Origin of the sequence: Ornithinimicrobium flavum (genome assembly GCF_004526345.1) — a bacterium.
GTDB classification, from domain to species: Bacteria; Actinomycetota; Actinomycetes; order Actinomycetales; family Dermatophilaceae; genus Ornithinicoccus; species Ornithinicoccus flavus.
Genome location: NZ_CP038213.1, coordinates 398,419 through 413,216, shown reverse-complemented (window position 1 = coordinate 413,216; position 14,798 = coordinate 398,419). Strand labels below are relative to the sequence as shown.

Below are 14,798 nucleotides of genomic sequence, written 5' to 3'. Positions count from 1 at the left end.
CGCGCGCCGGCCCCCGAACACGGGAGACGCCCCCGAGCAGCTGCTCGGGGGCGTCTCCACGACGTTCGGGTGTGTCAGCTCAGAGAGGAGTGACCTTCTCCGCCTGGGGGCCCTTCTGGCCCTGGGTCACGTCGAACTCGACCTTCTGACCCTCCTGGAGCTCACGGTAGCCGGAGCTCTCGATGGCGGAGTAGTGGACGAAGACGTCAGCGCCTCCGCCGTCCTGCTCGATGAATCCGAAACCCTTCTCGGAGTTGAACCACTTCACGGTGCCTGTAGCCACTGATACTGCCTCGTTCTTGATCGCTGTCGAAGCCCGCGTGTGCGCACCTCAGGGAGAACACTAGCACGGGAGCCCGCCGTCGGCGCCAGTCCCGGTCGACGCAGACCGAGCAGCAGCGCCACGACCGCGGCCACCCCCGCGGCCAGCCCCGCGCCCGTGAGCACGGTCTGCACCTGGACGACGGCCGCGTCGAGCAGCGCCTCGGTGTCGGTGGGGTCGGGCAGCGCCCCCACCTCCTGGTGGAAGCGCCGCAGGCCCAGGGAGGTCAGCAGCGCCAGACCGACGACCATGCCGACCATCCGGGCCACCACGACCAGCGAGCTCACGGTGCCGTGCCCGTCGTCCACCGCGTCGGCCAGGGCCGCGTCGTTGACAGGCGCGATCGCCAGCCCGACGCCCAGCCCGGCCCCCACCAGCGGCAGCGTGGTGGCGACGACAGCGTCGAGGGTGCTGCGCTCCCACTGGGCCATGGCCAGGATGGACACGGCGGCGAGCGCGAGGCCCGGGGCGGCCACGACGCCAGGGCCCACCCGGCGGAGCAACCAGCCGCCGAGCACCGCCCCGACGGGCACGGCCACCAGGAACCGGACGAGGACGAGGGCCGCGTCCGTCTCGTCCGTGCCCTGCGTGAGGCGGGACAGCAGCGGCACGTCCACGACGACGGCGACGATGGCCGCACCCACGAGCAGGCTCACGAGCAGCGCGGGCCAGACCCGGCCCCGGACGACCCCCTGCGGGACCAGCGGGTCCCGGGCGGTGCGCTGGCGGACGAGGAAGCCGAGCGCCGAGGCCACCCCGAGCGGGAGCAGCCACAGACCCCAGGGCCCCAGCACCTCGGTCTCCGGGTCCGCGGTCGAGAAGGTGAGCACCAGGCAGGCAAGCGCCAGCGCGAGGAGGCTCGCGCCGAGCAGGTCGGCGCGCAGGAGCAGGGGGAGCCAGCGCGGCGAGGTGACGCCGACCAGCAGCAGCGTGACCGCCGCGGCCGTGAGCCCGACAGGCGTGAGGACCCTCGAGGTTCCTCCGTCGAGGGGCACGAACGGGCTACCGAGCTCGATCGAGGTGGTGAGAGCCTCGGGGGCCCACAGGGTCAGCGTCCAGAGGACGGCCGCCACCGCCGCCAGCAGGTATGCCGTCGCCGTCGCCCAGGACCGGCGGCGTGCCCGCCGGGGCGGTCGGACGCCGGCGTCCGGTGCTGAGCTGCCCGGCCCGGGTCGCAGGAGCCAGATGCCGGCCAGGCAGAGCGCACCGAGGACGACGTTGAGCCAGAAGATCTCGCGCCAACCGGCGACGGCCAGGACCACCGCGCCCAGGAGCGGCCCGAGGACCGAGCCGAGCTCCTGCACGCCCCCGACCACGCCGAGCGGCATACCCCGTCGGTGCGGGGGCCACAGGTCGGCGACCAGGGCCAGGGTGGCGGGCACCAGACCGCCCCCGCCGAGCCCCTGCAGGAAGCGCCCGGCGACCATGACCGGCAGCTCGACCGCCACCGCGGTGACCGCCGAGCCGACGATGAAGACGACGAGGCACCACAGCAGGATCCGGCGTCGGTCCACCAGGTCCGACAGCCGCCCGATGAGCGGCAGGACCGCGATGTAGCCGAGCAGGAACCCCGAGATGATCGGCGTCCCCCGCTGCAGCGACTCGATGCCCACACCGACGCCGGCCATCATGTCGGTGAGGGCCAGCACCACGACGTAGGTGTCCGCCGCGGCCAGCGCGACGGCGAGCGCCGCGACGGTCAGCAGCGCACGCGCCCCCCGCGGCACGGTCGGCCCCTCCCCCGTCCCCATGTCAGGGTCGCGTGACGGTGACCGGCACGCCGTAGCTGTCGAGCGTCACGGTGTAGGTGGAGGTCGCCGGCGGGTAGAACGGGCCGGTGATCTCCACCGTGCGCACCTCCCAGGTCTCCTCCACCAGGCCATACGTCACGTCGAAGTCGGCGCTGTCGTCCCCGGCGTGGAGCAGTGCGGTGACGACCTCCCCCGGCAGCGTCCCCACGACCTCCTGGACGATCTCCTCCCCCGCCCGGGCGCGGGGCCCGAACTCGGGGTCGACGGTGTCCTCCAGGAGGGAGACCAGACCGGTCTCGGGGTCGAAGAGGGTGGCCGGGTCGGGCACGCCCAGCTGGGCCGGGTCGGTCTGCACGTGCGCCGGCACGTAGGGCAGCTTGACCCACAGCTCGCCGTCCAGCGCCACCGTCGGGACGTCGGCCTGCACCCCCGCCAGCCGGGCGGTGATGGTGCCGTCGAAGGCGGGCGGCTCCATCGTGCCGCCACCGGTCGCGCTGATGATGTAGGAGTTCTCGCTCTCCGGCAGGTCGGTCCCGGTCAGCGTCAGCTGGAGGGACCCGGCCTCGACGACGACGTCGTGGGCCTGCTCGAGCCGGTCCTGCGCCGTGGGGGGCGGCGGCGTCGAGGTGGTGGCCGCGTCGTCGTCCCCACCGCCGCTGCAGCCGGACAGGGCGAGGGCGGCGGACAGGGCGAGCACCAGCCCCGCCGGTCGGGTGGGGCGGGAGCCGGCGCGCGTCATACCGTCAGTATGTCGTGCCTCACCCGAAGCGGCCGGAGATGTAGTCCTCGGTCGCCTTCTGGGCGGGGTTGTTGAAGATGGTCTGGGTCGTGTCGTACTCGACCAGCTCGCCCGGACGGCCCGTCGCCTCCAGGTTGAAGAAGCCGGTCCGGTCCGAGACGCGGGCGGCCTGCTGCATGTTGTGGGTGACGATGACGACCGTGTAGTCGGTCTTGAGGTCGTTGATGAGGTCCTCGATCGCCAGCGTGGAGATGGGGTCCAGGGCCGAGCACGGCTCGTCCATGAGGATGACCTCGGGCTGGATGGCGATGGCGCGGGCGATGCACAGGCGCTGCTGCTGACCGCCGGACAGGCCGGCACCGGGCTTGTCGAGGCGGTCCTTCACCTCGTTCCACAGGTTGGCGCCCCGCAGCGCGCTCTCGGCGAGCTCGTCGGCGGCCTTGGCGGAGATGCGCCGGGAGTTCAGCCGCACCCCGGCCAGGACGTTCTCCTTGATCGACATCGTCGGGAAGGGGTTGGGGCGCTGGAAGACCATCCCGACCTGCCGCCGCACCTCGACCGGGTCCACACCCCTGGCGTAGAGGTTCTGCCCGTCGATGAGGACCTCGCCGTCGACACGGGCCCCGGGGATGACCTCGTGCATGCGGTTCAGGGTCCGCAGGAAGGTCGACTTGCCGCAGCCGGAGGGCCCGATGAAGGCGGTGACCGAGCGGGGCTCGATGGTCATCGTGACGTTCTTCACGGCGTGGAAGTCCCCGTAGTAGATGTCGAGGTTCTTCACGTCGATGCGCTTGGACATGGGTGATGCTCTCCGATGCAGGGGGTCAGCGGCCGGTCTTCGGCGCGAAGATCTTGGCGATGAGCCGGGCGGTGAGGTTGAGGGCGACGACGATGAGGACGAGCAGCAGGGCGGCGGCCCAGGCCCGCTCGAGGCTGGGGTCGCGGACCGCCGGGCTGAGCGGCTTGGTGAACATGAAGTAGGCATAGACCGCCAGCGTGTTCATCGGGCCCTCGAGCGGGTTCCAGTTCAGCGCCCGGGCGTAGCCGACCGCCACGAGGAGCGGGGCGGTCTCCCCGATCACCCGGGCGATCGACAGGGTGATACCGGAGGCCAGGCCGGAGGCCGCGGTGGGCAGCACCACCTTGGCGATCGTGCGCCACTTGGGCACGCCCAGGGCGAGCGCCGCCTCGCGCAGCTCGGCCGGCACGATCCGCAGCATCTCCTCGCTGTTGCGCACGACGGTGGGGATCATCAGGACCGAGAGCGCCACGGCGCCGGCCAGACCCATCTTGGCGTCGCGCAGGCCGAAGACCGAGGCGAAGAGGGCGAAGGCGAAGAGCCCGGCCACGATGGAGGGGATGCCGGTCATGACGTCGACGAAGAAGCGGATCCAGCGGGCCAACGGTCCGCTCCGGCCGTACTCCACCAGGTAGATGGCGGTGAACAGGCCGATGGGCACCGAGATGAGCGTGGCCAGCCCGGTGATGACCAGGGTGCCGACGATCGCGTGGAAGGCGCCGCCGACGAACGGGGCGGACCCCTCGGCGTAGGCCTGGTCGTGCACCCCGGTCACGCCGTTCATGGTCTGCCACAGGAAGGAGAGGTCCAGGCCGCGGCCCGACCCGAGGGTGATCACGGTCCACAGCAGCGACAGGAGCGGCAGGACGGCCAGGGCGAAGGCCAGGTGGACCAGGCCGCGCATGAGCTGGTCGACCGCCACCCGGGGCCCGCCCAGGGCGCGGTAGACGACGTACACCCCCAGGAGGTAGGCAGCGCAGCCCGCGGCGACCGCGGCCCCGACGTGCACGTCGAGCAGCCGGAGCACCACGGCGAGCAGCACGGCGCCGCCGGCCAGGACGAGGGCCGGACGACCGGTCGTCGGACGGACGGACGAGGCGACGACGCCCTCGTGGTCCTTGCGGCGGGAGCGGGGACCGGAGGGGGTGACCTGCAACGGGGTGCTCATCAGCTGGCTCCTGAGAAGGCGGCGCGGCGGGCGACGATCCACCGGGCGAGCATGTTGACCGCCAGGGTGATGACGAACAGGACCAGACCGGCCGCGATGAGCTCGGACAGGCGCAGCCCGGCCGCCTCGGGGAAGTTGAGGGCGATCTCGGAGGGGATCGTCTTGTTGCCGCTGCCCAGCAGGTTCCAGCTGAAGGCCCCGGGCGCGAGGATGATGGCGACGGCCATCGTCTCGCCCAGGGCCCGCCCCAGTCCGAGCATGGTGCCGCCGATGACCCCCGGCATGCCGAACGGCAGCACGGCCGTGCGGATCATCTCCCACTTGGTGGCGCCGAGCGCGAGCGCGGCCTCCTCGTGCAGCCGCGGGGTCTGGAGGAAGACCTCGCGGGAGACCGAGGTGATGATCGGCAGGATCATGACGGCCAGCACGAGCGAGGCGGTGAGGATGGTGCGCCCGGTCGCGGAGGCCTCGCCGAAGACGGGGATGAAGGACAGGTTGCGCTCCAGCCAGCCGTAGAGCGGACCCAGCATGGGGGCGAAGACCGCGAGTCCCCACATACCGAAGACGACCGAGGGCACGGCCGCGAGGAGGTCGACCACGAATCCGACGACCGCACCCACCCGGCGCGGCGAGTAGTGGGAGACGAACAGGGCGATCCCCACCGCGACCGGCGTCGCCACGAGCATGGCGATGAGGGAGCTCACGACGGTGCCGAAGACCAGCGGCCAGATGTATCCGCCGAACCCGGCCTCGCCGGTGACGTCCTCGGGGTCGGCCGTGAGCGCGGGGATCGCCTGCTGGACGAGGAAGAAGGCGACGCCGGCGAGCGCGAGCAGGATGAGGATGCCGGAGCCCAGCGAGGCGCCGGAGAACAGGACGTCCCCTGGCCGGCGGGGCGCTCGGGGCGGTATGCCGCGCCGCTCGCGCGCCGGGGCGGTGCCTGGTGCCGGAGCCATCGCTCAGCCTCCCTGGATCGTGTCGACGAGGGCGAGGGCACGCTCCCGGAGGGAGTCCGAGATCGGTGAGGACCCGGCCGCGTCCGCAGCGGCGCGCTGGCCCTCCTCCGAGACGATGTAGGACAGGAAGTCCCTCACCAGCTCGGCCCGCTGCGGCCGCTCGTAGTGCGTGCAGGCCACGAGGTAGGACACCAGGACGATGGGATAGGCACCGGACGCGGTCGTGTCCCGCGCGAGCTCCAGGGCCAGGTCCCCCTCGAGCCCGGTGTCGACCGGATCGGAGGCGTCCACGACCCGGGCGGCCGCCTTGGGGGAGAAGGTGACGAACTCCTCCCCGACCCCGATCGCGACGGCGTCCCCCGTGACGACCGAGGCGTCGGCATACCCGATGGCCCCCTCGGTGGCGTTGACGACCTGGATGACCCCGGTGTTCTGGGGGGCGGCCTCGGCCGGGACCGGCCACGCCTTGTCGACCTCGTGCGGCCACTCCTGCGGGGCGGCCGCGGCGAGGTACTCGAGGAAGTTCTCCGTGGTGCCGGAGTCGTCGGACCGGTGGACCACGGTGATGCGCGTGTCCGGCAGGTCGGCCTGCGGGTTGTCCTGCGCGATCGCCGGGTCGTCCCACGTGGTGATCTTCTGGTCCAGGATGCGGGCGAGGGTGCCCGGCGTGAGCTGCAGGTCGTCGACGCCGGGCAGGTTGTAGGGCAGCGCGATCGGGGAGATGTAGACCGGGACGTGGAGCGCCCCCCGGGGGCCGCACCTCTCCTTCACCGCCTCCCGCTCCTCCTCGTCGAGGAAGGCGTCGGTGCCGCCGATGTCGGTGGCCCCGGCGATGAGGTTCTCCCGCCCTCCGCCGGACCCGATGGCGTCGTACTGGACGAGGACACCGGGCTGCTCCCCCTGGTAACCGGCGATCCAGGCCGTCATGGCGGCCTCCTGGGCCGAGGAGCCGGACGCCTTGATGTCGCCCTCGAGGCTGCCTCCGCCACCCTCGGCGAGCATGCCGGTCGGGTCGTCGTTGCCGCAGGCGGCGAGCAGGGTCAGGGGCAGGATCGCGGCGAGAAGCCGGGCCCGGGCGCGACGCTCGTGGAGCACGCAGGTCCTCTCCGGTTGCTGGACGGCGGTCGGACGCGCGCCAGGCCTGTGCCGAGGCGCACGACGGACGTCGCTGGCCGCCGCTCACCGTAGGACCCGATCGTGTCAGGCAGGAGACACCGAGGTGAACAACAGGTGAAGCCCGACCGTGCGGGGTCCCGGCACGGTCGGCTCGGTGGTGACCACCCCTGACGTCAGCCGAAGCGGCCCGAGATGTAGTCCTCCGTCCGGCTGTCCGAGGGGTTCTCGAAGATCGTCGAGGTCTTGTCGTACTCGACGAGCAGCCCGGTGCGGTTGCCCGTGGTCTCGTCGGGTCGCGCGGTGAAGAAGGCGGTCCGGTCCGAGATGCGGGCCGCCTGCTGCATGTTGTGGGTCACGATGATGAGGGTGTAGTCCTGGCGAAGGTCGAGCATGAGGTCCTCGACCGCCCCGGTGGCGATGGGGTCCAGGGCCGAGCACGGCTCGTCCAGGAGGATGACGTCCGGCTCGGTGGCGATGGCGCGGGCGATGCACAGGCGCTGCTGCTGACCTCCGGAGAGGGAGTAGCCGGACTCCTTCAGCTTGTCCTTCACCTCGTCCCACAGGGCGGCGCCCCGCAGGCACCTCTCCACGTGGTCGTCCATGCTGTCGACCTTCATACCGGTCACCCGTGGGCCGTAGGCCACGTTGTCGTAGATCGACTTGGGGAAGGGGTTGGCCTTCTGGAAGACCATCCCGATCCGGCGGCGCACCTCGATCGGGTCCACCTCGGGGGCGTAGACGTCCTGGCCGTGGTAGAGCACCGAGCCCTCCACGCGGGCTGCGGGGACCAGGTCGTTCATCCTGTTGAGGCAGCGCAGGACCGTGGACTTGCCGCACCCCGACGGGCCGATGAGGGCGGTGATCTCGTGCCGGCCGAAGGCCAGGTCGACGTCGTGCACGGCGTGGAAACCGCCGTAGTGGACGTTGAGCCCGCGGGTCTCCATGACCGCCGCGGGATGGTCGGGGGTGTCGCGGCCCGGCAGGCTGCGGGGCGGGGTGACGGTGCTGGCGCTCACGGGAGCGGCTCCTTCCGGTCGGGACCGTCGGCGGAGGCCGACGGGAGGGCGCGGGCCTCTCACAGCTCGCGGGTGAAGCGTTGGCGGATCCAGATGGCCAGCGAGTTCATCGCCAGCAGGACGCCCAGCAGCACGATGATGCCTGCGGCCGCGAGGACGCGGAACTCCTCCTGGGGGCGGACGGCCCACTGGAAGACCTGGACGGGCAGGACGGTGTAGGCGCCGTCGAAGAAGCCGTCGGGGTTGTACGTCACGAAGACGGTCGCGCCGACGAGCAGCAGGGGTGCCGTCTCGCCGATCGCACGGGACAGGGCCAGGATGGTGCCGGTGACGATCCCGGGCACCGCCGCGGGCAGCACGTGGTGCCAGATCGTCTGCCACTGGGTGGCTCCCAGCCCCAGGGAGCCCAGGCGCAGGCTGTTGGGGACCGCCCGGATCGCCTCCCGGGCCGCCAGGATGACGGTAGGGAGCACGAGGAGCGCCAGGGTGAGGGAGCCGGCGTAGGCCACCGGCCCGAGGCTGAGCGGGCCGCGCACGATGAAGGCCAGGCCGAGGATCCCGAACACGATCGAGGGCACGGCCGCGAGGTTCTGGATATTCAGCTCGATGAAGCGGACCCACCACCGGGAGTGGTCGGCGAACTCCTCGAGGTAGATGGCGGCGGACACGCCGATCGGGACCACGGTGACGATCACGCCGGCCATCACGTAGATCGTGCCGAAGATCGCGGACTGCATGCCGGAGGTCTCGCGGTCCAGCGTCGAGGGCATCCCGGTGATGAGGTCCAGGTCCAGCCTGGGCAGCCCCCGGACGAAAGCCTGGACGATGACGGCCAGCAGGGTGACGAAGGCCAGGATCAGGCACAGCACCAGCAGAGCGCGGAAGGCACCGCCCTTCCACGAGCCTCTGCGGCCGCTGCCGTCCAGACCGAGCTCGGTGGCGCGCCGGGCGGCCGCGACCCCGGTGCGGTTGGGGCCGTTCAGCCTGGGTGTGGTGGAGGTGCTCACTCGTAGGTCTCCCGGAACCTGCGGACCAGGGCGATGCTGATCATGTTCATGACGAAGGTCATCACGAAGAGCAGGGCGCCGACCGCGAAGATCGTGTAGTAGGTCGTCGTGCCGTGCCCGATGTCCCCCGTGGAGGTCCGGGCGATGAAGGTCGTCATCGTCAGCACCGAGTCGTTCGGCCAGAAGGTGAGGTTGGCGGAGGCGCCCGCGGCCAGCAGCACGATCATCGTCTCGCCGATGGCCCGGGAGATCCCGAGCACGAAGCTGGCGACGATCCCCGACAGCGCCGCCGGCACGACCACCCTGGTCGCCACCTGCATCCGGGTCGAGCCGAGCCCGTAGGCCGCCTGCCGCAACCCGGAGGGCACGGCGCTCATGGCGTCCTGCGAGATGGAGGCCACCGTGGGGATGATCATGACCCCCATGACCAGTCCCGCCGACGCGGCCGAGAAGATGCCGGGCGGCTCGCCCAGCTTGCGGGGCAGGAAGGTCGGCCAGAACTCTCGCAGCAGCGGGGTGACGAAGGTCATGGCGAAGAAGCCGTAGGCGACCGTCGGGACGCCCTCCAGGACCTCGAGCACGGGCTTGAGCACCCGCCGGGACCGGGAGCTCGCATACTCGCTGAGGTAGATGGCGGCCCCGAGGCCTGCCGGGATGGCGATGAGCAGGGCCCAGAACGTCACGTTGAGGGTGCCGACGACCAGCCTGAGCACCCCGAAGCCGGGGTTGCCGGCGTTGGTGGGGGCCCAGAAGTCGGTGGAGAAGAAGTCCCAGGGGGCGACCCGGCGGAAGAACTCCACCGTGGGCGGGACCAGGGACAGGACGATGCCCACCGTGACCAGGACCGAGAAGGCGGCGCAGAGCAGGAGCCATCCGACGACCGCCTTCTCCCCCCACCGGGGCGAGCTCGCCCGGAGCGAGAGCCCCGTCCCGGCCCGTCCTCCGGGGACGGGTCCGGGTCGCGTGATGGTGCTCATCCTGGTCCTTGCGCGGTCCTGGTCGCGGGCGGGTGACGCGAGGGTCAGCGACCGCCGAGGGAGGCGATCTGCTCGAGGGCGGCCTGCTTCTGCTCCTCGGTCAGCGCGATGAATCCGGCCGCGTCGGCGATCTGGTCGGAGTTCTCGACGTAGAACTCGGCGAACGCCTTGACCTCGGGCTTGGTCGAGACCGCCTCGCCCTTGGGGTAGATGAACAGCTCGCGGGCCAGGGGGTGTAGTCGCCCGCCTGCACGGTCTCGGCGGAGGGGGCCACGCACTCGCCGGTCTCGTTCTCGATCTCCAGGATCTTGACGCTGTCCCCGGCCTCGAGGGCGAAGGTCAGCGGGATGAAGGCCATCGCGCCGGTGCCACCGGCGACGCCCTGGATGGCGGCGTTGTCGTCCTCCCCGATGTCGTTGTAGTCCTGGCGGATGTTGCCCTCCTCACCGTTCACCGCCTCGGTGAAGTAGTCGAAGGTGCCGGAGTCGGTGCCGGGGCCGTAGAGCTCGAGCTCCTCGGTGGGGAAGTCGGGACGGATGCCGGACCAGTCGGTGACCTCGGAGCCGTCCTTCCAGGCGGCGTTGAGCTCCTCCACGGTGAGGCAGCCGGCCCAGTCGTTCTCCGGGTTGACCACCACGGCCAGCCCGTCGTTGGCGACGCCCAGCTCCTCGTACTCGATCCCGGCCGCCTCGCACGCCGCGACCTCCTCCTCCTTGATCGGTCGTGAGGCCATGGAGATGTCGGTCTCGCCGTTGCAGAACTTCTCGAAGCCTCCGCCGGTCCCGGAGGTCCCCACCGCGATGCGGACGTCGGCGTGCTCCTGCATGAACAGCTCGGCGGCCGGCTCGGTGAGGGGGGTGACGGTGGAGGAGCCGTCGACGGCGATGTCGCCGGACAGCGCCCCGCCGTCCTGGGACCCGTCGTCCCCGGCGGCGACGGCGGTCCCGTCGGCCGCTGCGGCAGCCTCGTCACCGGTGGTGGTGTCGTCGCCGCAGGCGGCGAGCGCGAGCGAAGCGGTCATCGCCAGGGCGACGGCCGGTGCAGAACGGTGCAGCTTCACGGGTGGAACCTCTCTCAGGGGTGTCTGGATGGCGGTGGCGCGCTCCTGCCGGGAGGACCCGGCAGTCGGCGGGTGCCGGCCGCGCTGCCAACCACCGGGAACGCTAGGGAGAGAGGGTGTCCCGCCGAGGCGGGTTGGGTGAAGGAGGGGTGAACGTGTGCCGAACCTCAGGAGGTCTCAGCCGCGACCGTCCCACCAACGCAAAGCGCGCAGCCCCGCGTGCGTCAGCCACGGCGAGGGGTTGCCCACCGGCACGTCGACCGGGAACCACTCCTGCCCCTCGTGGTGGGCCTGCTGGACCCATCGCCCGTCCGGCCCCTGCAGCGATCGCAGGGCGTCGACCGCCTCCTGCAGCCGCGGGTCGGGCGCCGTGCCGTCCAGGACGGCCGCACGCCGGAAGACGTCGAGGGCCCGCAGCACGTTGTAGCGCCAGCGGGGAGGGTAGCCGAGCTGGGTGACCCAGTCCCCGACCAGCTCACCGGTGGAGCGCCGGCGCAGGAGGCGTCGCTCGAGGAGGTACTCCTGACCGCGGTGCCGGGCCGGCCGGAGCTGCTCCCGCTCCTGGGGCGGCGCGCCCCGCTCCTCGCGCTCCAGCAGACCCTCGAGCGCGTTGAGGGTGGAGTGGAAGGAGGACGCCGTGGCACCCTCCACCCACTCGCAGTTCCAGCCGCCGTCGGCCAGCTGGTGCTCGGGGAACCAGGCCGCCAGGGAGCTGACGTCGGTGCCCAGCCAGGTGCCGTTCGCCAGGGTCCAGGCGTTGATGCAGACGTCGACCTCGCCGCCCCAGTAGGGCAGGTCGTCGTACTCCCAGCGCGCGTGCTCCCGCAACCGCTCCGCGGTGTTCCCGAGGGCCTCGGCGGGCACCCCCCACTCGCGCAGCGCGCTGAGCGACCAGGTGGTGGCCACCCAGGGCTGACCCTCGTTGGCGTCCCCGACCTCCGCCCGCGGGTCGTTCCTCGTGGGGAAGTAGGCGCCGCCGGCCCACTGCCCGTCCTCGTCCTGGAGCGCCAGCAGGCGCGCGGCATACCCCTCGGTGGTCACCCGCGCCCGGGTCGCCCGCCAGACCTCCTCGGGGGCGTCGAGCAGGTCACGCTGCACCTGCCAGCGCAGGGCCGGGTCGGTGCCCAGGAGCCACCTGCCGAGGTCGCTGTCGGGGTCGAGGGGTGCGCGCGTGTCCATGGGCCCACGCTAGGGGCCGTGGCGGACAGGGGACGTCCGCCACGGCCCCGGGCCGGGCTCAGCGCAGCGCGAGCTCGTCGGCGGCCTCGTCCAGGTCGACGACGACCTGCTGACCGTCCCGCACCTGCCCGGCCAGCAGCGACCGCGCGAGGCGGTCACCGATCTGGGTCTGCACCAGCCGGCGAAGCGGGCGCGCGCCGTAGGCCGGGTCGTAGCCGCGCCGGGCCAGCCAGTCCCGGGCCTGCTCGGTGACCGAGAGCGTGATCCGGCGGTCCGACAGCCGCCGGGCGAGCAGGTCGACCTGGAGCCCCACGATCGTGGCCAGCTCGTCCTGGCTGAGCGGGTCGAAGACGACGACCTCGTCGAGCCGGTTGAGGAACTCCGGCTTGAAGGTCGACCGCACGGTGGCCATCACCTGCTCCCGCTTGGTCTCGGCGTCCGCGAGCGGGTCGATGAGGAAGTGGCTGCCCAGGTTGGAGGTCATGACGAGGATGACGTTGCGGAAGTCCACCGTGCGCCCCTGGCCGTCGGTGAGCCGACCGTCGTCCAGCACCTGCAGCAGGATGTCGAAGGTCTCCGGGTGCGCCTTCTCGACCTCGTCGAGCAGGACGACCGAGTAGGGGCGGCGCCGCACGGCCTCGGTGAGCTGACCGCCCTCCTCGTAGCCGACGTAGCCGGGGGGCGAGCCGATCAGCCGGGCCACGGCGTGCCGCTCGGAGTACTCCGACATGTCGATGCGGACCATGGCGCGCTCGTCGTCGAAGAGGAAGTCGGCGAGAGCCTTGGCCAGCTCGGTCTTGCCGACACCGGTGGGGCCCAGGAAGAGGAAGGACCCCGTGGGCCGGTCCGGGTCGGAGATGCCGGCCCGGGCCCGCCGCACGGCGTCGCTCACCGCACGCACGGCCTCGCGCTGCCCGATGAGCCGCCCGCCGATGACCTCCTCCATCCGCAGCAGCTTCTCCGTCTCCCCCTCGAGCAGGCGACCGGCGGGGATGCCGGTCCAGGCGGAGATGACCTCGGCGATGTCGTCGGCCCCCACCTCGTCCTTGACCATCGGGCCTCCGGCGGCGCCCGCCGAGCTCGCGGCCAGGTCCTCCTGCTCCTGGGCCTGGGTGAGCTCACGCTCGGCGGCCGGGATCTCGCCGTAGAGCAGGCGGGAGGCACTCTCGTAGTCGCCCTCGCGCTGGGCCTTGTCCGCCTGGGTGCGCAGGTCGTCCAGCCGGGCCTTGAGCTCGCCGACCCGGTTGAGGCCGGACTTCTCCGCCTCCCACCGGGCGTTGAGCGCGGCCAGGTCCTCCTGCTTGTCGGCCATCTCGGCGCGGAGCCGGGCCAACCGGTCCCGGGAGGCGTCGTCGGTCTCCTTGGCCAGGTGCATCTCCTCCATCCGCAGTCGGTCGACGGCCCGCTGCAGCTCGTCGATCTCGGTCGGGCTGGAGTCGATCTCCATCCGCAGGCGGGAGGCGGCCTCGTCGACGAGGTCGATGGCCTTGTCGGGCAGCTGGCGGCCGGAGATGTAGCGGTCGGAGAGGGAGGCCGCGGCGACCAGCGCGGAGTCGGCGATGGCGACCTTGTGGTGCGCCTCATACCTCTCCTTGAGCCCGCGCAGGATGGCGATGGTGTCCTCCACCGAGGGCTCGCCCACGAAGACCTGCTGGAAGCGGCGCTCCAGCGCCGGGTCCTTCTCGATGTTCTCGCGGTACTCGTCCAGGGTGGTCGCGCCGACCATCCGCAGCTCGCCGCGGGCCAGCAGCGGCTTGAGCATGTTGCCGGCGTCCATCGAGGAGTCGCCCGACGCGCCGGCCCCCACCACGGTGTGCAGCTCGTCGATGAAGGTGACGACCCGGCCGTTGCTGGCCTTGATCTCGCCGAGCACCGCCTTGAGACGCTCCTCGAACTCGCCGCGGTACTTCGCCCCCGCCACCATCGCCGACAGGTCGAGGGCGATGAGGGTCTTGTCGCGGAGGGACTCGGGCACGTCGCCCGCGACGATCCGCTGGGCCAGGCCCTCGACGACCGCCGTCTTGCCGACGCCCGGCTCGCCGATGAGGACCGGGTTGTTCTTGGTGCGGCGCGAGAGCACCTGGACCACGCGGCGGATCTCCGCGTCGCGGCCGATGACCGGGTCGAGCTTGCCCTCCCGGGCCATCGCCGTGAGGTCGGTGCCATACTTCCCCAGGGCGTCGAACGTGGCCTCCGGGTCGGCGGAGTCGACCTTCTTGCCCCCGCGCAGGGTGGGGATGCGCTCCTCGATCGCCGCCGCGTCCAGGACGGGGAAGGAGCCGGTGCGGGCGAGCGCCAGGAGCAGGTGGTCGGTGGAGACGAAGCTGTCACCCATCGCCGACATCGCCTGCTCGGCGTCACGGACGACACCGTGCATGGCCCGGGAGAACTGCGGGTTGCCCATCGTCGACCCGCTCGCCCGCGGCAGGGACGCCAGGGCGGTCGCGGCGGCCTGGGCGGCCGAGCGCGCCGACGCCCCGGTCGCGTCCAGCAGCGGGGCGGTGGTGGTCTCGGGCTGGCCGGCGAGCGCCATGAGCAGGTGCGCCGGCTCGACCTGGGCGTGCCCGGAGGCGGCGGCGTCGCGGATGGCGGCCTGCAGCGCCTCCTGGGCCTTGGTGGTCAGCTCCATGGGTATGTGTCCTCCTCCGGCCGCGGAGGCGGCCGCTGTCGCGTGGTGTGAACTCTACGATGGACAACAGGAAGGAAGT

Annotated in this window: 13 protein-coding genes; all 13 read right to left on the bottom strand. The window is 71.9% G+C overall.

Going from position 1 to position 14,798, the window contains the following annotated elements; translation table 11 throughout:
* Positions 1-79: 79 nt before the first annotated feature.
* A complete protein-coding gene (locus E3Z34_RS01930) occupies positions 80-283 on the bottom strand; it encodes a cold-shock protein (RefSeq protein WP_134772254.1) in 204 nt (67 codons plus the stop codon).
* Positions 265-2,073, bottom strand: a complete 1,809-nt coding sequence (locus E3Z34_RS01925) for an MFS transporter (RefSeq protein WP_134772253.1) — start codon at positions 2,071-2,073, stop codon at positions 265-267. Before E3Z34_RS01925 ends, E3Z34_RS01930 begins: the two co-directional genes overlap by 19 nt.
* Before the next feature lies 1 nt (position 2,074).
* Complete coding sequence (locus E3Z34_RS01920; RefSeq protein ID WP_134772252.1) at positions 2,075-2,812, bottom strand: LppX_LprAFG lipoprotein; 738 nt, start codon at positions 2,810-2,812, stop codon at positions 2,075-2,077.
* Between the two features lie 19 nt (positions 2,813-2,831).
* On the bottom strand, positions 2,832-3,611 hold the full coding sequence (gene pstB, locus E3Z34_RS01915; protein ID WP_134772251.1) for a phosphate ABC transporter ATP-binding protein PstB: 780 nt from the start codon (positions 3,609-3,611) through the stop codon (positions 2,832-2,834).
* Positions 3,612-3,636: 25 nt separating this feature from the next.
* Positions 3,637-4,779 (bottom strand): phosphate ABC transporter permease PstA, encoded by a 1,143-nt coding sequence (gene pstA / locus E3Z34_RS01910; RefSeq protein ID WP_134772250.1) that lies wholly within the window; start codon positions 4,777-4,779, stop codon positions 3,637-3,639.
* Positions 4,779-5,735 carry a phosphate ABC transporter permease subunit PstC gene (gene pstC / locus E3Z34_RS01905; protein WP_134772249.1) on the bottom strand — a complete coding sequence of 319 codons (957 nt, stop codon included), beginning with the start codon at positions 5,733-5,735 and terminating at the stop codon, positions 4,779-4,781. Before pstC (E3Z34_RS01905) ends, pstA (E3Z34_RS01910) begins: the two co-directional genes overlap by 1 nt.
* A 3-nt stretch (positions 5,736-5,738) precedes the next feature.
* Positions 5,739-6,830, bottom strand: a complete 1,092-nt coding sequence (pstS, locus tag E3Z34_RS01900; protein ID WP_238695298.1) for a phosphate ABC transporter substrate-binding protein PstS — start codon at positions 6,828-6,830, stop codon at positions 5,739-5,741.
* 194 nt (positions 6,831-7,024) lie between these two features.
* The gene (gene pstB, locus E3Z34_RS01895) at positions 7,025-7,795 is read right to left on the bottom strand and encodes a phosphate ABC transporter ATP-binding protein PstB (protein WP_134774683.1); all 771 of its coding nucleotides are present in this window, start codon (positions 7,793-7,795) and stop codon (positions 7,025-7,027) included.
* A 131-nt stretch (positions 7,796-7,926) separates the two neighbouring features.
* Positions 7,927-8,874: a phosphate ABC transporter permease PstA gene (gene pstA, locus E3Z34_RS01890; RefSeq protein WP_202977004.1), complete on the bottom strand. Its 948-nt coding sequence runs from the start codon at positions 8,872-8,874 to the stop codon at positions 7,927-7,929.
* Entirely contained in the window at positions 8,871-9,851 is a 981-nt protein-coding gene (gene pstC / locus E3Z34_RS01885; RefSeq protein ID WP_134772248.1) for a phosphate ABC transporter permease subunit PstC, read from the bottom strand. Before pstC (E3Z34_RS01885) ends, pstA (E3Z34_RS01890) begins: the two co-directional genes overlap by 4 nt.
* Positions 9,852-9,951: 100 nt before the next feature.
* Positions 9,952-10,911: a phosphate ABC transporter substrate-binding protein PstS family protein gene (locus tag E3Z34_RS01880; protein ID WP_202977003.1), complete on the bottom strand. Its 960-nt coding sequence runs from the start codon at positions 10,909-10,911 to the stop codon at positions 9,952-9,954.
* A gap of 177 nt (positions 10,912-11,088) precedes the next feature.
* On the bottom strand, positions 11,089-12,090 hold the full coding sequence (locus tag E3Z34_RS01875) for a squalene cyclase (protein WP_134772247.1): 1,002 nt from the start codon (positions 12,088-12,090) through the stop codon (positions 11,089-11,091).
* A 58-nt stretch (positions 12,091-12,148) separates the two neighbouring features.
* Complete coding sequence (gene clpB, locus E3Z34_RS01870; RefSeq protein WP_134772246.1) at positions 12,149-14,725, bottom strand: ATP-dependent chaperone ClpB; 2,577 nt, start codon at positions 14,723-14,725, stop codon at positions 12,149-12,151.
* Positions 14,726-14,798 lie beyond the last annotated feature (73 nt).